Genomic DNA, 17982 nt, shown 5'->3' with positions numbered 1-17982 from the left:
GACCCGGCTTACCGGGTCATTTCAGATACTGTTAACCGCGCTTTTCCACGTAGGCCTTGATGTTGTCGATAAAACGATCGAACAGAGGCGCTACATCGCGTGGGCCAGGGCTTGCTTCAGGGTGACCCTGGAAGCTGAACGCTTTCTTATCGGTACGCTCAATACCCTGTAGAGAACCGTCAAACAGCGACTTGTGAGTCGCACGCAGGTTCGCAGGCAGTGCATCTTCTTTCACCGCAAAACCGTGGTTCTGGCTGGTGATCATTACCGTTTTGTCGTCCAGGCTCTGCACCGGGTGGTTTGCACCGTGGTGACCGAACTTCATTTTTTCAGTTTGCGCGCCGCTGGCCAGAGCCAGAAGCTGGTGACCCAGACAGATACCAAATACAGGAATATCAGTTTCCAGAATCTCTTTGATCGCTGCGATAGCGTAATCACACGGCTCCGGATCACCAGGGCCGTTGGACAGGAACACACCGTCCGGATTCAGAGCCAGAACTTCGCTCGCAGGCGTCTGTGCAGGTACAACTGTCAGCTGGCAACCGCGCTCAACCAGCATACGCAGAATGTTGTACTTAACACCGTAGTCGTAAGCTACCACGTGGAATGGCAGTTCACTGTCATCGCGATGGATGTAGCCTTTGCCCAGTTCCCAGCTTGACTGGTTCCAGCGGTATGACTGACGGGTAGTCACTTCTTTGGCCAGATCCATGCCTTTCAGACCCGGGAAGGCGTTAGCCGCTTCCAGAGCCTGTGCTTCGGAGATATCACTGCCGGCAACAATTGCGCCACGCAGAGAACCTTTCTCACGCAGAATACGGGTCAGACGACGGGTATCGATATCCGCGATCGCAACAATGCCGTTCTCTTTCAGATAGTCATCAAGTGATTTCTGATTACGGAAGCTGCTGGCCAGCAGAGGCAGGTCACGGATAATAAGACCGGAAGCACAAACGCTGTCGGATTCAACGTCTTCGCTGTTGGTGCCGGTATTGCCGATATGAGGATAAGTGAGGGTAACAATCTGTTTGGTATAGGATGGATCTGTCAGGATTTCCTGATATCCGGTCATTGAGGTGTTAAATACCACCTCACCACTGGTGATGCCATCATTACCAATGGCCACACCCTGAAATACACTGCCGTCTTCAAGGGCCAATATGGCTGGTCTGTTCAAGTCAACCTCCTCCCGTCGCGCGATTCTGATCTGATAAGCTCTGAACTGGTCAGGGTAATTCTGCTGAAAAACCCCGTACTACAGCTGCAAAAAAGCGAGATGAAACATAGTTCCATCCCGCTTTTTTTATAATTTGGTGTGATTTGGCCTGAGTCTGGCCAGTAATCCGCAGTATTCTAGGCAATTTAGCCCGCTGCGTCCACGACTTCCTGAGGCTAATTTTAGCCAAAGTCTGAAAACATCGGGCCTTCAGCCAGTTAGCGCTGAATCAAACTTTACTTCAGATTCAGCACATCCTGCATGTCGAACAGGCCGGACTCTTTATCCGCCAGCCAGCTGCAGGCACGTACAGCGCCTTTGGCAAAGGTCATACGGCTGGAAGCTTTGTGGGTAATTTCCACGCGCTCGCCTTCTGTAGCGAACAGAACCGTGTGATCACCCACCACATCACCGGCACGAATGGTTTCGAAACCGATCTCTTTCTGGGTACGGGGACCGATCTGACCTTCACGACCATAAACCGCACACTCTTTCAGATCTCGACCCAGCGCACCGGCAACCGCCTCACCCATACGCAGAGCCGTACCGGACGGAGAATCCACCTTGTGACGATGGTGTGCTTCAATGATCTCAACATCATAATCATCACCCAGCACACTGGCAGCCATCTCCAGCAGCTTCAGAGTCACATTCACACCCACACTCATGTTAGGCGCGAACATAATGGCGACTTTGTCAGCAAAAGATTCCAGAGCAGCCTTCTCTTCATCATTCAGACCTGTGGTACCGATCACGATTTTTTTACCGTGTTCCGCACAGAAAGCCAGGTTAGACAGAGTCACCTGAGGTGCCGTGAAGTCGATCAGGACATCAAAGTCATCTTTCGCTTCTTCCAGAGAACCCACAACAGCAACGCCCAGTTTGCCAACACCTGCCATTTCACCGGCATCAGCACCGATCAGACTGCTGTCCGGCTCAACAATAGCGGCACCCAGCTGAACACCTTCAGCCAGAGTGATCGCTTCGATATTGGTTTTGCCCATGCGGCCAGCGGCACCGATTACGGCTACTTTGATCATTTTGCTTTCCTTTATTCTTTTCTTAAACGGCGCCACGCGCCCTATAGGGTTCCTTCAGACTCAGCTTTCGGCGCTTGAGATCTGTTGATTCATATCCAGCGCAGGCTTCTCACAACCTGAGCTGCCGACAATCTTGGCAGGCACACCGACAACCGTGGTGTGTGGCGGTACGTTTTCCAGTACCACAGAGCCACCACCAACTTTAGCGCCGGCACCGATTTCGATATTGCCGAAGATCTTGGCACCCGCAGCGATCAGTACACCTTCACGGATTTTCGGGTGACGATCGCCACACTCTTTACCGGTTCCGCCAAGGGTCACGTTCTGCAGAATAGAAACATCATTTTCAATCACGCAGGTTTCACCGATAACAATCCCGGTGGCATGGTCAAACATCACACCACGACCAATCTTGGCCGCCGGGTGAATATCCACCTGAAATACCTGACTGATCCGGCTCTGCAGATACAGAGCCATAGAGCGACGCCCATGACACCACATGCAGTGCGCAACACGATACGCCTGCAGGGCATGAAAACCTTTCAGATAGAGCAACACAGTAGACAGTTGTGAGATGGCCGGGTCACGGTCACGTACCGCCACGATATCCTGGCAGGTTGCCTGCATAATCTGACAACCACTGTTAAAGGCTTCTTCGATCAGTTCACGCAGACTGACCGCAGGCATTACATCATCCGCCAGCTTGACCGCCAACAGATAAGACAGTGCACTGGCCAGATCATTATGACCAATAATCGTGCTGTGGAAGTAACTTGCCAGAAAAGGTTCACGCTCCGCTTCTAAGCGGGCCTCGTCCTGCATCTCACGCCAAAGCGCCTGAGTATCTAATGGAACAGGTGCCATAACTCACCTCTTTGAATCCCCTGATAACAGGGATGAATGTGCTGCTCACAAATAAAAACAGGAAGCCGCCCGCATCATCAATGAAATCTCCACCAATGACCAGACATGGCTTCCTGCTAACTGCCGATTCTAACGCTTAGTTCTTGAACTCTTCAAAGAACTTTTTCACGGAATCAAACCAGCTGTTCTTCTTCGGGGAGTGATGCCCCTGAGTATCTTCCATGCTGTCCTGGAATTCACGCAGCAGTTCTTTCTGACGCTCGGTCAGATTCACCGGCGTTTCAACCAGCACTCTGCACAGCAGATCACCCTGCGCACCGCCACGAACCGGCTTCACACCCTTGCCACGCAGACGGAAGAGTTTTCCGGTCTGAGTTTCTGCAGGAATCTTCAGCTTCACACGACCATCAAGGGTCGGTACTTCCAGCTCGCCACCCAGCGCCGCATCCACGAAAGATACCGGCACTTCGCAGTACAGATCACGACCATCACGCTCGAAGATGTTGTGCTGACGCACACTCACCTGAACATAGAGATCGCCTGCAGGACCACCATTCGCTCCCGCTTCACCTTCGCCGGTCAGACGAATGCGATCACCGGTATCCACACCCGGTGGAATCTTAACGGACAGGGTTTTCTGTTCCTGAACACGACCTTCGCCATGACACTTACGGCAAGGATTTTTGATCTCAGAACCGCGACCATGACAGCTCGGACAGGTTTGCTGCACCGAGAAGAAGCCCTGCTGCATACGCACCTGACCGTGACCACCGCAGGTGGAACAGGTCACAGGCTTGGAGTTGTCGGCAGAACCTGTACCGTCACAGGAATCACACTCAACCAGCGTCGGCACTTTAATGCTGACTGTTGTACCGTGAACCGCTTCTTCCAGATTCAGATCCAGACGGTATCTCAGATCAGAACCGCGTTGCGGCGCATTCGGATCATGCTGACGACCACCGCCGCCACCAAAGATATCGCCGAATACATCACCAAAAATATCACCGAAACCACCGGCACCGCCGCCGAAGCCACCACCGCCGTAGCCGGCCTGACCATCAACACCAGCATGACCGTACTGGTCATAGGCCGCACGCTTGTCTGAGCTGGTCAGAACGTCGTAAGCCTCGGTTGCTTCACGGAATTTTTCCGCGGCTTCTTCATCATCCGGGTTACGGTCCGGGTGATATTTCATCGCCAAGCGACGGTAAGCCTTCTTGATGGCTTTCTCATCATCGCTCTTGGAAACACCCAGAACTTCGTAGTAATCACGCTTTGACATTGCTAGCTAACCATAGGTTATGAAAGAGGAAAGGAGCTGAAAAAGTGTCGGATACAAGAACGCGGGAGAGCCTCCCGCGTTCGTGCATTCCTTAGCTTAAAGCGACTTATTTCTTGTCGTCTTTAACTTCTTCGAACTCAGCGTCAACCACGTCGTCTGCTTTAGCAGAACCCTGCTCCTGAGCCTGTTCGCCACCCTGAGCCTGAGCTTCAGCCGCCTGCTCAGCGTACAGTTTCTGCGCCAGCTCGCCGGATGCTTCAGTCAGAGCGTTAGTCTTAGCTTTGATCTCTTCTACGTCGTCGCCTTTCAGGGCTTCTTCCAGATCTTTGATCGCAGCTTCGATCTTCTCTTTCTCTTCAGCAGTGGCTTTGTCGCCCGCTTCTTCCAGAGTTTTCTTGGTTGCGTGCAGCATGGTGTCACCCTGGTTACGGGTCTGAACCAGCTCTTCGAACTTCTTATCCGCTTCAGCGTTAGCTTCTGCGTCACGAACCATTTGTTCTACTTCATCATCCGACAGACCGGAGGATGCTTTAATTACGATAGACTGCTCTTTACCGGTCGCCTTGTCTTTCGCGCTTACGTTCAGAATACCGTTCGCGTCGATGTCGAAGGTTACTTCGATCTGAGGCACACCGCGTGGCGCAGGTGGGATATCAGCCAGATCGAAACGGCCCAGAGATTTGTTCTGAGTCGCTTGCTTACGCTCACCCTGAACCACGTGAATGGTTACCGCAGTCTGGTTGTCGTCAGCGGTTGAGAACACCTGAGATTTCTTAGTAGGAATCGTGGTGTTCTTATCGATAACCGGAGTCGCAACGCCGCCCATAGTTTCGATACCCAGAGTCAGAGGGGTTACGTCCAGCAGCAGAACGTCTTTAACGTCACCTGCCAGTACACCGCCCTGAATAGACGCACCGATCGCTACCGCTTCGTCAGGGTTAACATCTTTACGTGGCTCTTTGCCGAAGAACTCAGCAACTTTAGCCTGAACCTGAGGCATACGGGTCTGACCACCCACCAGGATCACGTCGTCGATCTCAGAAGTGGACAGGCCAGCATCTTTCAGAGCGATTTCACATGGCGCCAGAGAGCGCTGTACCAGATCCTCAACCAGAGATTCCAGCTTCGCACGGGTCAGTTTTACGTTCAGGTGCTTAGGACCAGTCGCGTCTGCAGTGATGTACGGCAGGTTCACGTCAGTCTGTTGGCTGCTGGACAGCTCGATCTTCGCTTTCTCACCCGCTTCTTTCAGACGCTGCAGTGCCAGAGGATCGTTGTGCAGATCGATACCGGACTCTTTCTTGAACTCGTCAGCCAGGTAGTTGATTACTGCCAGGTCGAAATCTTCACCGCCCAGGAAGGTGTCACCGTTAGTCGCCAGTACTTCAAACTGGTGCTCGCCATCTACTTCAGCGATCTCGATGATAGAGATATCGAAAGTACCACCACCCAGGTCATATACCGCTACGGTGCGGTCGCCACGGGATTTGTCCATACCGTATGCCAGAGCAGCAGCGGTAGGCTCGTTGATGATACGCTTAACTTCCAGACCAGCGATCTTACCGGCGTCTTTAGTTGCCTGACGCTGAGAATCGTTGAAGTACGCAGGAACAGTAATTACTGCTTCTGTTACCTCTTCACCCAGATAGTCTTCTGCAGTTTTCTTCATTTTCTTCAGAACTTCTGCAGAGATCTGTGGTGGAGCTTTCTTGTCGCCTTTTACTTCAACCCAAGCGTCACCGTTGTCCGCTTTAACGATGGAGTAAGGCACCATTTTGATGTCTTTCTGTACAACATCATCTTCAAAACGACGACCGATCAGACGCTTAACCGCGAACAGAGTGTTGTTCGGGTTAGTTACTGCCTGACGTTTTGCAGACTGGCCAACCAGAGTCTCGTTGTCTTCAGTGAACGCGATAATCGATGGGGTGGTGCGATCGCCTTCAGCGTTCTCAATCACCTTAGCTTTGTCACCATCCATTACTGCAACACAAGAGTTGGTAGTACCCAGGTCAATACCGATAATGCGGCCCATAATCTTCTCCGATCTTTCAATCTAATTCTGTAGACTTAGCGGCTTTTAGCTGTGCTTTACGCCACTTTTCTTTGCATTTAACTGCTATATGCGGCCTTCACAATTTCTTTCAAGGCCTGCAATTTAATTTTTTTTGCAGATTTCTTTCCGGCCTTACGCAGCCTTGGAAACCATCACCATCGCCGGACGAACCAGACGGCCGTTCAGCAGGTAACCTTTCTGCATAACAGCGATAACGGTGTTCGGCTCCACTTCAGGATTCGGCACCATAGACATCGCTTCGTGGAACTGAGGGTCGAAGGGTTCGCCCTGTGGGTTCAGCTGTTCCACATCGAATTTACCCAGAGTGCTGACAAACATGCTCAGGGTCATCTCAACGCCTTCTTTCAGAGCCGCATCTGCGCCAGTCTGATCAAAGGCTTCGATAGCACGCTCAAGGCTGTCGATAACCGGCAGCAACTCTTTAGTGAATTTTTCCAGCGCAAACTTGTGCGCTTTTTCAACATCCTGTTCTGCACGGCGACGGGCATTCTGAGCATCTGCGTGAGCGCGCAATACCTGATCTTTAGCCTGCGCCAGTTGCTCCTCAAGGGCTGCAACTTCGCTGGCAACAGCATCAGACTCTGCGGCTTCTTCTACCACATCACCTTCAACAAGATTCTCCTGGGCAGCCTGCGCTTCTTCGGCAGCCTGCTGAGCCTGATCCAGCTCTTCCTGTGCGGTCTTTTTCTGCTCTTCAGTTGTCATTGCGTCTGTATCTCTCGCTTCAGATCGTTATCACCAATTGCTTGGCTATATTGGGTTAGCCACTTTTTTTTCAACCCTTTGTTCGCCTTAATTCCTCACAAAGTGTGTATTTGATTAAAAATCAGGCTGTTATCACATTTCGATTAGCCTCAGGCCGCGCCATACCTGTTTCAGGGCTACATTCTGTATTTGCTCCTTACAGTAAAAATACTGTATAAATACCCATGCTCGTTTTCAGATACCGTTTTACCTGTACTCAGACACCTGTTTATTCGTAAATAACAGCCTTTACCAAACACTGAAAAACCAACCCCTTATTACCTGAATATCCGGCAGAACGGGCCGGCGCGAGGATGCACTGATGCTGACTTATCTAGCGATCACCAATCTGGCCATTGTGGAACATCTGGAACTGGATCTTCCGCCCGGCATGACCGTGATCACCGGTGAAACCGGTGCCGGTAAATCGATTCTCCTGGATGCCCTCGGGCTCGCTCTGGGTGACCGTGCCGATGCGGACAGCGTGCGTCACGGCGCTGCCAAAGCTGAGATTCATGCGCACTTCGACATTACGGTTCTGCCTCAGGCAAAAAGCTGGCTGGAAGATCAGGAACTGACTGACGATGAGCATGAGTGTGAATGCGTACTTCGCCGGGTGATCCATGCCAATGGCCGTTCTAAAGCCTGGATCAATGGCCAGCCCTGTTCTGCCCAACAACTGAAACAGCTGGGCAGTCACCTGATCGATATTCACGGCCAGCACGAACACCAGTCTCTTTTGCGTAAAGAAACCCATCTGGTACTGCTGGATGAGTTTGGTCATCTGACAAAGAACGTGGAACAACAGCGAGTCATCTATAAAGAGTGGCAACAGGTTCGCAAACAACTGGAACAGCTGAAAACTCAGGACAGCGAGCAACAGGCGCGCCTCGAACTTCTACGCTATCAGGTTGAAGAACTGGAACAGCTGGGCTTACAGGAAGGTGAACTGCAGGAGCTGGAAAACGAGCAGCAGGAACTGGCCAATGCGGAAACCCTGATCTCCGAAGGTCAGGCGACTTTGGACCTGTGCGATGGCGATGATGGCGGTGCCCGTCAGGCACTGAACTATGCCTGTCAGCGACTGACCCAAATACCTTCTCAGGACCCGCGCCTTACTGATATCGGCCAGATGCTGAATGACGCCCTGATTCAGGTGGAAGAAGCCTCCCGTGAATTAAGCTTCTTTATTGAACACTGCGAGCTTGATCCGGAACGCTTGCAGTTTGTCGAAGATCGTCTTTCTGCGGTTTATCAGCTGGCACGTAAACACCACATCACACCGGAAGAGCTGTACAGTCATAGCCTTGCGCTGCGTGAAGAACTGGACAATATCGAAAGCGGCCCGCAGAACATCGACCAGCTGGCGGAACAGCTGGATACCCTGACCACCCAATACCGCGAACATGCCGCGCAGCTGAATCAGAAGCGCCAGCAGTTTGGTCAGAAACTGAACAAAAAGATCAATGAGCAGCTGGCTCAGCTGGGTATGAGTAACGCCCGTTTTGAAGTCTCCATTAAGAGCACCGAGCAGTTCCAGCCCACCGGCACCGATGATGTGGAATTCCTTATCAGCACCAACCCCGGGCAACCGGCCAAGCCGATGATCAAAATCGCATCCGGTGGTGAGCTGTCGCGCATCAGCCTGGCGATTCAGGTGGTCACCGCCCAGACCTCCACCATTCCGACACTGGTATTTGATGAAGTGGATGTGGGTATCAGTGGCGGCACCGCTGAGATCGTCGGTAAACTACTGCACAATCTGGCGAAGAAGGGCCAGATTCTCTCCGTGACCCACCTGCCCCAGGTGGCTGCGCAGGGGGATCAGCATCTGCATATCAGCAAACACAGCACCAAGGACAACACCAAGTCCCAGATGAACTGGCTGGCGGATCAGGACAGAACTACCGAACTCGCCCGCATGCTGGGTGGTGTTGATCTGACCGAACAAACCCTGGCCCATGCTGCCGAGATGCTGGAAATCAGCCGCCAGAAAGCGGAAGCCTGATTTCTCCGCCTGCCGTTATCGAAAGCTACAGACACAAAAAAGCCTGCGCTGAAAATCTCATAGCGCAGGCTTTTTTCGTTACCGAGGCTTCATTTTATAAGCGCTTTCTTACGGCTGCTTTTGCGGCAAGTACTTATATAGTGAAACCAACTGAAAGCAGGGATTAACCTTCTTTCTTACGTACGTACAGAACCAGAGAGTGATCCACCAGCTCATAACCGTGCTCGGCTACGATCTCGTGCTGACGACGTTCAATCTCAGGATCAAAGAATTCGATCACTTCACCACTGTCCACACAAACGATGTGATCATGGTGCTCATCCTTCGCCAGCTCAAATACCGCATGGCCGCCATCAAAGTTGTGACGCACCACCAGACCTGCGGACTCAAACTGAGTCAGTACACGATACACGGTAGCCAGGCCAACATCCTCGCCTGCTTCCAGCAGCGCCTTATAAACATCTTCCGCGCTCATGTGGTGTGCTTCGGCACTTTCCAGCAGCTGAAGAATCTTAATACGCGGTAAGGTTACTTTCAGACCTGCTTTTTTCAGTTCCTGATTTTCATCTGCCATGTTTTTCCGGTCTCGCTTCGCAGTCGGTGCTAATTTCCGGTATTATCCCAGACTTGCACAACAAGGTGAAAGATATTCTCATATGCAAAGACTGATCATTTTAGTCATCTTTTCGTCGATAGTCACACTTTCCGGCTGTATTTTCCCCGGCGTCTATAAAAGGGAGCTACAGCAGGGTCATGTAATGACCGATGAGATGATCAATCAACTTCAACCCGGACTAACCCGGGAACAGGTGATCTACGTGATGGGTAATCCACTAACCCCGTCCAGTCTGGATCAGAACCGCTGGGATTATATCTACTGGTCAAAATCCCCTCGGGATGAAGTGACCCAGCAGCGCGTTTCCCTGAGATTTGAAAACGACCGTCTCACGGAAATCACCAAAACCCCATAAGGGTTTGCCCCGAATAACAAAATGCCCGCCAGGATCTCTCCTAGCGGGCATTTTTTTGTCTTATGTTTTGTCTGTAACCCCAGCTTGCCGTTATCAGGTAAAAGCATCCAATCCGGCAAGCGTATCAGACAAGCATTAGTCTTTTTTCTGTTTCGCCGCGCGGTTCGCACGCACCTTTTTCGGGTCAGCGATCAGAGCACGGTAGATCTCAACACGATCATTTTCCCGCAGCGCCTGTTCCGCCGGTTTCTTCACCAGCTTGCTGAACACGCCCAAAGAGGCTGTTGCCAGATCGATCTCCGGATAGTGCTTATCCAGACCTGATTTCTCAGCCGCCTGCATTACCGTCGTACCTTCCGGTACAAACAGCTCAACCACTCTTTGTTCTTTTGGCAGGGCGTAAACCACCTCAACCCGAATCTGCTTCGTATCCATATTATCGGCCATAAACCTCATCCGCCCGCTTACAGAAAGCTTCAACCATTGTATTGGCAGCCTGATTAAAGACACCGCCCAGCGCCATGCTCAGTAACTTACCGGCAAACTCAAACTCCATGGTCAGAGTTACCTTGCAGGCTTCCTCCGACAGCGCATCAAAACGCCAGTCACCTTCCAGCTTCTTGAAAGGGCCATCCACCAACTGCAGATGAATATGATGGGGTGCTTCCAGCGTATTGCGTGTAGTAAAGCTGTGATTGATTCCCGCCTTGGAGATCTCCAGCTTACCCACCATGTGCGTCTCGGAAGATTCGATCATGGTCGCGTTGCTGCACCAGGGCAAAAATTGCGGATAAGACTCACAGTCATTTACCAGGTCATACATCTCACGGGCAGAGTGCATAACCAGCGCGCTTCGGGTCACCGTTGTCATTTATGACGCTCTCGCTCTCTTCATCTTGACCCTGCCGGATAGTTTTCCGACAGCACAGGGGCCAAATTTGTAGCAAAACCGGGCAGCCGCCGATGCCGCTGTCCACTTGAAGGCAGAATTGTAGCATGATTTTGATTTTTAACGGTTTCGCCCGATAGCCCTTTGCCTAACTTGGATTTATAATGCGCGCTATGGCTAAGAAACAGAAAGCAAAATCTACCAGTCCAACTATCGCTCTGAATAAGCGCGCACGTCACGAATTTCATGTTAATGAAAAGTTCGAGGCTGGCGTGTCTCTGGCTGGTTGGGAAGTAAAGAGTCTGCGTGCAGGTAAAGTCCAGATCACTGAGGGCTACGTTATCATGCACAAAGGTGAAGTCTGGCTGATGGGTGCACATATCACCCCATTGATCAGCGCTTCTACCCACGTACTTGCGGAACCAACCCGTAATCGCAAACTCTTACTGCATAAGAAAGAGATCGCAAAAATCTTTGCTGCCATTCAGCAGAAGGGTCACACCTGTGTTCCTCTGGCGCTGTACTGGAAGAACAACAAGGTGAAATGCGAGATCGCACTGGTAACCGGTAAGAAACTGCACGACAAACGAGCCACGGAGAAAGACCGTGACTGGGGTCGTCAGAAACAGCGTATCGTTCGCGAGCACGCTGGCTAAGTCAGCAACCCGCTGATTATTAGGCAAAACCGGGGCTATTCTGTTAGAATGCCCGACTTCTTTGGGGGTGATATGGCTTCGACGCCGGTTTCAAACCCTGAGGTGCATGTCGAGAGGGTAACGTATCTCGTAAATCCAGCGTTACAATTTAATAGTCGCAAACGACGAAAACTACGCTCTAGCTGCTTAATGCAGCTCCCTCAGACGGAAGTTGCCTGTAACTTCTAGACGAGGTACGAGCCCGCGAAACAGGCTCGAAGCAACGTCCGTCTCAGACCGCGCTTCTAAAACTTTTCGAGACTCGCGCTAGGTAATCCTGTTCGTTGGAGTGCCAAGCGTTAAACTAAAAGACGAAACTAAGCATGTAGAGCCGATGGCAGAGGACTGACGGACGGGGGTTCAACTCCCCCCACCTCCACCAAACATCAAAAGCCCAGCTGAAAACAGCTGGGCTTTTTTTGTTTTTGTACGAAAGGGATTACTGGGCGTATGCTAACGCTTCAGATTGGATTTGATGACTTATCAGGGAGTTAGATTTTGAGCATCTGGGAAGCTATAGGCTCTTTCGTATTCTTTGCCTTTATTCTTACGGTACTGTTCTGCTCGCCAGCCCACATTATTTGGCTAGCCTGGAAAGCACTTAAAAATTCGAAACACCCTAATTACATATATATAGGTCTTGGCATTTCGTTAGTTATTGCGATTATTCTTATCTATCTATGGAACAATGGTTTTAGCACTGATTCCCATAAACTGGCTGAATTTGGAAGCTACTTTGGAGGCGTACTAACGCCCTTTGGTATTCTTTTAGCAGCATTATCCATGCATTGGGATAAGCAAAAAGAGCTTTCTCAAATAGAAGAAAAGCGTCAAATAGAAGTTTTGAAGAGCATAAAACTCAACCTTGACTCAATATATACTGATATTAGAGTCCTGCAATTTAAAGCTTCATTTCTGCCTCTCAACCAACCCATTGATAGCAAAACGGATCTATCGACCATAGCAACCACGGCTAGCATGGCAATAACAATAGCGACCAATCGTTCTTACAAACTAACTTCCCCCAACCAAAAGATTACAGAGCGAGACAACGATACTCAGCACTTTGTAGGCATCACTTTCTCAAAGATCTGCAAATCTTCTATTAGAGCCTTTGAACTTTTCGAAAAACTACAACCAACAAAGAATAGTGATCTTGAAAACGAGAAAACAGAAGCGCTCAAAAAAATAGAATTGGCTGTAGCCATAGCAAAACTAATTACCGTCAGCTATGAAGATGCATTTAACTTACAGGGAAGAAATGTAACAACCTGGTTTGGCAACAGCAGCTCTTGCAAATCCAAAATATCAGAAATACTAGATTTCTTTGAAGTTAAGGAACGCGATAAAAAAGAGCTCGCGCTTTACTTCGCGAGGAATAAAGACCTAACATTTTTTAGCGATGACATAGTCTTACTAGACCATCAATATCACATGCTTAAGCCCAAAAAAGACATTAGATTTAATATAAACATATGATGCTAGGCTCCTATTTGGCAGCAAACCATACAGGAAAGACTACTTCCGGCTATAAACCTGCAGTACGGTCTCAGCGATTTCGAGCATCGGGGTGGCGACTCTGAGGGACTTGCCTCGGGTGACCATATCACCGACGAGGTGATCACCCTCGATAGGCAGGCCGTTACGCATGTCGCGGTACATGGAGGAGTTAAAGCTGGATTTCGGGTTGGTGAGGATACGCCGGAAGCCTTTAACGGAATCCTCAGCCAACGGGTAGCCGGAGGCGGCTGCTACCTGACAGCACTCATCAAACAGCTGCAGGGCAATTTCACCACCGCGATCACTCTTCATATACTCCCCAACATTCCCCTGCAGCAGGCAGTTGGCAGCCCCTAAGCCAGCCATACGACAGAACTTATCCCACATCTGCGCGATAACCGCATCACCGGACTCCACCATAAGCCCCGCATTGTGGAACAGTTCGGTAATCTCAGCCACACGGGCTTCCTGACCCGCTTCACGGGCACCCACGGTAATGCTGTTATGAGCATTGGCGACCTTCACCTGCCAGGGTGTGCTCAGAGTTGCGACAGTCTTAGCGATACCACCCAAAATCCGTTCCGCGCCGAAGGCGTTATCTAACAGATCCAGATGCTTAAGGCCGTTCAGCAGCGGCAGCAGAAGGGTGTTTTCAGTAACAGCGGGGGCAATATCCTCAATCACCTGTGGCAGGCCGTAGGCTTTATTGGTCAGGATAATCAGATCAAAAGCCGGGGATGATGTCAGTTCCGGTTGGGTCAGGCAGACAGGGGAAAGACTGATGGTAGATTCCGGCAGACAAAGCTCCAGCGGTTGCTGCTTGAGTTCATCAGCACGTTTCGGGCGCACCAAATATGAGATATCCACACCCTGTTGCTGCAGCTGACTGCCAAACAAAACACCGACTGCACCTGCGCCTACGATCAGAATCTTCACTGTGTTGCTCCTGCCTGCTGTTGTCCGCTGAAAAAATCAGGCCACAGTGTAATCCGCTGTGCAGGCAGATGCAGCATTGAGGTTAACCAAACAAGAAGGCTACCGATCCATCACGCCCATAGCGCCATTACCGATGGGCACTTCCAGAAAGTTATCTGCTTCTCTTAGGGGCTGGCCGACCATCTCGTCGTAGGCGCTTTGCTGACGCAGCACCATCTTGCGATACGGCAGACCTTCAAACAGAGCCTGCAGGCTGAGTTTATTATGGCTTCGCAGGAGCTTGCCCTGCTCATCGGTGAGATACAGCTCCTGTCCTTCGATAAGCACAGAAACCTGATAAAGCGCGCAGTCCAGTGAGTGAATAATAACTTTCTCAATCTCAGGCTGCTGTTGCAGGGTTTTAAGGCTGATGGTCATATTGCCTCCGGTTCGGTTGAGCCGCTCGTCAGGGCTGGTTTGCCTTGTACGAGCGGCTTTCCTATCCGGTGCAGGAATCAATCGCAGTTGATCAAATACCGCTATCGAAGGATGCCATCTCATCCTCCGGGATCTCTACCTTGGGCAGGGTCACGCGGAAGTGGCTGCCTTCGCCCTCAGCGGAGCGCACCAGTTCAACTTCGCCGCCCATCACATGGCACAACTCACGGACGATGCTCAGCCCCAGCCCTGTGCCGCCATGACAGCGATTCACAAACTCGGTGGCCTGTCGGAAGGCTTCGAACACACGCTCATGGGCCTGCTCCGGAATACCTTCACCCTCGTCGATGACATCAAACACCACCTCTTTATCGGTCTCGCTGACGGCAAGCTCAACATTACCCTGCGGGGTGAACTTAATGGCGTTTTCCACCAGATTGTTCAGCACCTGTCTCAGGCGGGTATCATCGATATAAAGACCGGAATCCGGTGTGACGGCACTGGTATTCAGCTGCAGAGTCAGGCCTTTCTTTGAGGCGCTGCTGCGGTGACTGGAAACAAAGCTGTTGAGCCAGCTTTCCAGTTTGATCTCATGGGGGGTCAGCATCAGCTGGCCGGCATCCATCTTGGCCAGATCGAGAATATCGTCCACCAGCCGCAGCAGATGTTTACCACTCTGATGGATAATATCGGCGTATTCACGGGTCTCTTCGTCTTTCTCATCCAGCTGCAGAATCTCAGCAAAGCCCATAATACCGTTCAGCGGTGTCCGCAGTTCGTGAGACATACGGGCAAGGAAGTCACTCTTCATCTGACTGGCTTTTTCTGCATCCTGACGGGCTTTATCCGAGATACTGAAAGAGGCTTCAACACTATCCGCCATGCCATTAAGGGCATGACTCAGCTGACCCAACTCATCCTTGCGCTTGGCTTCAAAGCGATAGCTGTAATCCCCCTGCTCCATCTTTTGCAGGCCGGAGGTGAAGTAACGCACCAGACCGGTAATCATGGAGGCCATCCAGACGGCGATGATCACCACCACAATCACCATCAGCGCGGTGGACACCGTCAGCTCCATCGCCACATCCGCCATGATCTTGTTGATCAGCTGACTTAGCTCTGTCTGACGCTCCGCAAGAATACCGGTGAACTCTTCCAGCTTGGCATCCATACGGGCAGCGGTTTCCTTCGCTGGCAGCTGGAAGTCATCGATATTGGCCCCGATGGTGACAAAACCAAAGCCCCTTGGTGAGTCGCCATAACGGCCTGTGAAATAAGGAATGGTCGCGGCTGTGGTCAGCTTCCAGACGCCGGTCCAGTAGATCAGGAAAGAGCCCGAGCCACCCTGACGGGTCAGATCGTTCCAGCCTTTACACTGAGGAGCAAAGTTCAGATAACGGCACTCCAGTCCCAGCTGTCCCTGTTTGATCAGCTCAATAGCCGGTTTCTTACTGCGGGTCTGCTGATCAAAATCTTCGATATTACTCAGATAATCCCGCAGCGGCTGTCCGCTCTGCTGCCAGCCCTGATAGAGAGATGCTTCCAGCCAGGGCACAGCACGCTCACCGGTTTGCGGATCAAAACCGACAATGGAGTGATGGCGTGGGTGGGCGATATTGCGGTCTTTGTAATCCCACATAAAGGCGTAGTTGCCGCTACTGGCATCCGCGATCACGTCGTAGCGCTGGTTAGTGGGCTTCAGATTATCGGTAAAGGAGAGAATATGGTCGTGATTCAGCGCCAGCGTGATATAGCCGATCTTTTTGCCGTTACGCACAACAGGGGTTGCCCAGCGGATGATGCCACGGAATTTCTGACCCACAGGGTTTTCCCGGCCGGCGTAGGCTTCCTGCTCAGGCTGAAAAGGAATCTTGCGCTTCTCGGCTGCTTTAGGAGTTGCTGGTCCAAGAATCCGTGACGGCACATAAGGGCCAATCACATCGGAAACATAGATCTCACCGGGCTTGAGCTTTTTCAGCTCAGCAAAATAATGCTCGGCTTTGGCGTAGGTGTTTTCCGGTCTGGAAACGTCTTTCAGCTCTTTGGAAAGCAGATCGGAGGTTTGCACCTTGATGCGCTCGCGACCATCCAGACCGATAAAGGTAACTTCGTGATAAAGAGGGATCAGATGGCTGGGCAGAACCACTTCCGGCGGACGGTAGTGAAAGTCCTGCTTGTTCTCAGCGTTGGAGGACTGAACATCAGCGCTTGCTGGTTGCAGCGGATTAACCGGTAGCCACTGACTGCCATCTTCTGCCAACTGCCAGTCTCCGGTGGCGGTGACCCGGCCTTTGCGGTTCATCACGAAGCGGCGCAGGTTGGCTTCATCCATAGGCAGGCTAGCCACCAGATTCAGATCTTCATCCCGCTGATAGAGGAAGTTAGCCACATCCCGGGCGGTATCCGTGGTCAGACGTTCCAGCTCTTCACGGGCACGGTTGTTCAGGGCTTTTTCGGCACCTTCGCTGAAGGTATTGCCCATATCCTCAACGGTATAACGCACCTCGTCACTTAGCAGGTGGGTTTCATCATTCAGGCGCTCGCCCAGATAAACCACCCCATGCCATGCCAAAAGCGCCAGCAATATCAGAGGAATTACTTTGATCAGCAGAAACAGAGCGACCAGCTTCGCTCGTATCCCAAGCCTTACAGAGGCATCAGCCATCCGCTCTGCTCCCAGAAATGTTATTTTTTGTAATGTTACCTCAGAATGTCATCTTTGCCCTGCTTCCAGATCAACTTTTTGCTGTCTATTGGTCGCACTCTGTTAGCCGCTAAGGCCTGCTTATGACCCTGTCGATACCGAGGTTTACTCACTGGTGTTCAGTATAAGACCTGAACCGAAAGCTGCCGGATATCCGCAAAACAGACAAAAAAATACCCCGTGGGGCAAAGGCACGGGGTATTTTTCGGCCAGATCAACAAACAATCTGACCCTGCAAATAAGAGCGCAGACTATGGAAGCGCTCAATCCATGAGGTGGCTGACCCCATGAGGTGGCTGAACCAAGGCCTTAGTTCACCAGCACCCAGATCTGGGTCAGCACCGGAAGGATACCAATCACAAGTCCCGCCGCTGCCATCAGCAGGGTTGCACCAACACCAATAGTTTCATAATCATGAGATTCTGCATGTGCCATTGTGGTCACTCCTGTTGCAATAAGAATCAGCGCTTAACGCTTTCAGTCTGAATACTGCAACCGGGGTGCCAAGGTGAATAACCTTCTATTTTTCAGCCTTTAACCTGCTGAATTTTATGGATTTATTGGTCACACAGCCAAACGAAACCAGCTCACAAAGCCAACGCCAACATCTCCTGAAAGACAGATTCGTCAGTCAGATAT

General features: G+C 51.2%; 17 protein-coding genes and 1 other RNA gene. 5 read left to right on the top strand and 13 right to left on the bottom strand.

Annotated elements, in window-relative coordinates; translation table 11 throughout:
• Nucleotides 1-31 precede the first annotated feature (31 nt).
• The 6 genes from carA to grpE all read right to left on the bottom strand — a co-directional run bounded on the left by carA (nt 32) and on the right by grpE (nt 7184).
• Nucleotides 32-1177, bottom strand: coding sequence for a glutamine-hydrolyzing carbamoyl-phosphate synthase small subunit (gene carA / locus BV405_RS06775; RefSeq protein ID WP_086480084.1), 1146 nt, complete (start codon nt 1175-1177; stop codon nt 32-34).
• Between the two features lie 275 nt (nt 1178-1452).
• Nucleotides 1453-2256, bottom strand: coding sequence for a 4-hydroxy-tetrahydrodipicolinate reductase (dapB, locus tag BV405_RS06770; protein WP_217895583.1), 804 nt, complete (start codon nt 2254-2256; stop codon nt 1453-1455).
• 60 nt (nt 2257-2316) lie between these two features.
• Entirely contained in the window at nt 2317-3120 is an 804-nt protein-coding gene (gene cysE / locus BV405_RS06765) for a serine O-acetyltransferase (protein WP_086480083.1), read from the bottom strand.
• 136 nt (nt 3121-3256) lie between these two features.
• Nucleotides 3257-4402, bottom strand: a complete 1146-nt coding sequence (dnaJ, locus tag BV405_RS06760; RefSeq protein ID WP_086480082.1) for a molecular chaperone DnaJ — start codon at nt 4400-4402, stop codon at nt 3257-3259.
• Between the two features lie 106 nt (nt 4403-4508).
• A complete protein-coding gene (gene dnaK, locus BV405_RS06755) occupies nt 4509-6437 on the bottom strand; it encodes a molecular chaperone DnaK (RefSeq protein WP_086480081.1) in 1929 nt (642 codons plus the stop codon).
• A 153-nt stretch (nt 6438-6590) separates the two neighbouring features.
• Nucleotides 6591-7184 carry a nucleotide exchange factor GrpE gene (gene grpE, locus BV405_RS06750; RefSeq protein ID WP_086480080.1) on the bottom strand — a complete coding sequence of 198 codons (594 nt, stop codon included), beginning with the start codon at nt 7182-7184 and terminating at the stop codon, nt 6591-6593.
• A 361-nt stretch (nt 7185-7545) separates the two neighbouring features.
• On the opposite strand from grpE, the gene recN reads away from it, so the two are divergent.
• On the top strand, nt 7546-9231 hold the full coding sequence (gene recN / locus BV405_RS06745) for a DNA repair protein RecN (protein WP_086480079.1): 1686 nt from the start codon (nt 7546-7548) through the stop codon (nt 9229-9231).
• 163 nt (nt 9232-9394) lie between these two features.
• Here the strand turns inward: recN and fur are convergent, their stop codons facing one another.
• Nucleotides 9395-9805, bottom strand: coding sequence for a ferric iron uptake transcriptional regulator (fur, locus tag BV405_RS06740; protein WP_086480078.1), 411 nt, complete (start codon nt 9803-9805; stop codon nt 9395-9397).
• Between the two features lie 184 nt (nt 9806-9989).
• Here fur and BV405_RS17635 point away from each other — a divergent pair, with 184 nt between their 5' ends.
• Entirely contained in the window at nt 9990-10202 is a 213-nt protein-coding gene (locus BV405_RS17635; RefSeq protein ID WP_176330071.1) for an outer membrane protein assembly factor BamE, read from the top strand.
• A 135-nt stretch (nt 10203-10337) separates the two neighbouring features.
• On the opposite strand, the gene BV405_RS06730 is transcribed toward BV405_RS17635, so the two are convergent.
• Together BV405_RS06730 and BV405_RS06725 are read right to left on the bottom strand one after the other, a co-directional pair.
• The gene (locus tag BV405_RS06730) at nt 10338-10649 is read right to left on the bottom strand and encodes an RnfH family protein (protein ID WP_245832258.1); all 312 of its coding nucleotides are present in this window, start codon (nt 10647-10649) and stop codon (nt 10338-10340) included.
• Entirely contained in the window at nt 10639-11073 is a 435-nt protein-coding gene (locus BV405_RS06725) for a type II toxin-antitoxin system RatA family toxin (protein ID WP_086480076.1), read from the bottom strand. Before BV405_RS06725 ends, BV405_RS06730 begins: the two co-directional genes overlap by 11 nt.
• Before the next feature lie 191 nt (nt 11074-11264).
• Here BV405_RS06725 and smpB point away from each other — a divergent pair, with 191 nt between their 5' ends.
• From smpB to BV405_RS06710, 3 genes are all read left to right on the top strand, one after another.
• Nucleotides 11265-11747 carry an SsrA-binding protein SmpB gene (smpB, locus tag BV405_RS06720; RefSeq protein ID WP_086480167.1) on the top strand — a complete coding sequence of 161 codons (483 nt, stop codon included), beginning with the start codon at nt 11265-11267 and terminating at the stop codon, nt 11745-11747.
• A gap of 63 nt (nt 11748-11810) precedes the next feature.
• Nucleotides 11811-12168: a transfer-messenger RNA gene (gene ssrA, locus BV405_RS06715) on the top strand.
• 116 nt (nt 12169-12284) lie between these two features.
• Nucleotides 12285-13265 (top strand): hypothetical protein, encoded by a 981-nt coding sequence (locus tag BV405_RS06710; RefSeq protein ID WP_086480075.1) that lies wholly within the window; start codon nt 12285-12287, stop codon nt 13263-13265.
• 39 nt (nt 13266-13304) lie between these two features.
• Here BV405_RS06710 and BV405_RS06705 read toward each other — a convergent pair whose 3' ends face one another.
• The 4 genes from BV405_RS06705 to BV405_RS17975 all read right to left on the bottom strand — a co-directional run bounded on the left by BV405_RS06705 (nt 13305) and on the right by BV405_RS17975 (nt 17778).
• Complete coding sequence (locus BV405_RS06705; RefSeq protein ID WP_086480074.1) at nt 13305-14222, bottom strand: 2-dehydropantoate 2-reductase; 918 nt, start codon at nt 14220-14222, stop codon at nt 13305-13307.
• A gap of 99 nt (nt 14223-14321) precedes the next feature.
• The gene (locus tag BV405_RS06700; protein WP_086480073.1) at nt 14322-14639 is read right to left on the bottom strand and encodes a DUF6482 family protein; all 318 of its coding nucleotides are present in this window, start codon (nt 14637-14639) and stop codon (nt 14322-14324) included.
• 91 nt (nt 14640-14730) lie between these two features.
• A complete protein-coding gene (locus BV405_RS06695; protein WP_086480072.1) occupies nt 14731-17304 on the bottom strand; it encodes a sensor histidine kinase in 2574 nt (857 codons plus the stop codon).
• A 348-nt stretch (nt 17305-17652) separates the two neighbouring features.
• Nucleotides 17653-17778, bottom strand: a complete 126-nt coding sequence (locus tag BV405_RS17975) for a hypothetical protein (protein ID WP_281251643.1) — start codon at nt 17776-17778, stop codon at nt 17653-17655.
• Nucleotides 17779-17982 lie beyond the last annotated feature (204 nt).

Source organism: Oceanospirillum sanctuarii, from assembly GCF_002150805.1.
GTDB classification, from domain to species: Bacteria; Pseudomonadota; Gammaproteobacteria; order Pseudomonadales; family Halomonadaceae; genus Oceanospirillum; species Oceanospirillum sanctuarii.
The sequence above is the reverse complement of the archived record's forward strand: the minus strand, read 5'-3'. Positions and strand labels throughout refer to the sequence as shown.

Excerpts from the sequence above, each read along its gene's own strand:
- dapB (WP_217895583.1), bottom strand. The coding sequence starts at position 2,256 with ATGATCAAAGTAGCCGTAATCGGTGCCGCTGGCCGCATGGGCAAAACC.
- cysE (WP_086480083.1), bottom strand. The coding sequence starts at position 3,120 with ATGGCACCTGTTCCATTAGATACTCAGGCGCTTTGGCGTGAGATGCAG.
- dnaJ (WP_086480082.1), bottom strand. The coding sequence starts at position 4,402 with ATGTCAAAGCGTGATTACTACGAAGTTCTGGGTGTTTCCAAGAGCGAT.
- dnaK (WP_086480081.1), bottom strand. The coding sequence starts at position 6,437 with ATGGGCCGCATTATCGGTATTGACCTGGGTACTACCAACTCTTGTGTT.
- grpE (WP_086480080.1), bottom strand. The coding sequence starts at position 7,184 with ATGACAACTGAAGAGCAGAAAAAGACCGCACAGGAAGAGCTGGATCAG.
- recN (WP_086480079.1), top strand. The coding sequence starts at position 7,546 with ATGCTGACTTATCTAGCGATCACCAATCTGGCCATTGTGGAACATCTG.
- fur (WP_086480078.1), bottom strand. The coding sequence starts at position 9,805 with ATGGCAGATGAAAATCAGGAACTGAAAAAAGCAGGTCTGAAAGTAACC.
- BV405_RS17635 (WP_176330071.1), top strand. The coding sequence starts at position 9,990 with ATGACCGATGAGATGATCAATCAACTTCAACCCGGACTAACCCGGGAA.
- BV405_RS06730 (WP_245832258.1), bottom strand. The coding sequence starts at position 10,649 with ATGGCCGATAATATGGATACGAAGCAGATTCGGGTTGAGGTGGTTTAC.
- BV405_RS06725 (WP_086480076.1), bottom strand. The coding sequence starts at position 11,073 with ATGACAACGGTGACCCGAAGCGCGCTGGTTATGCACTCTGCCCGTGAG.
- smpB (WP_086480167.1), top strand. The coding sequence starts at position 11,265 with ATGGCTAAGAAACAGAAAGCAAAATCTACCAGTCCAACTATCGCTCTG.
- BV405_RS06700 (WP_086480073.1), bottom strand. The coding sequence starts at position 14,639 with ATGACCATCAGCCTTAAAACCCTGCAACAGCAGCCTGAGATTGAGAAA.
- BV405_RS06695 (WP_086480072.1), bottom strand. The coding sequence starts at position 17,304 with ATGGCTGATGCCTCTGTAAGGCTTGGGATACGAGCGAAGCTGGTCGCT.
- BV405_RS17975 (WP_281251643.1), bottom strand. The coding sequence starts at position 17,778 with ATGGCACATGCAGAATCTCATGATTATGAAACTATTGGTGTTGGTGCA.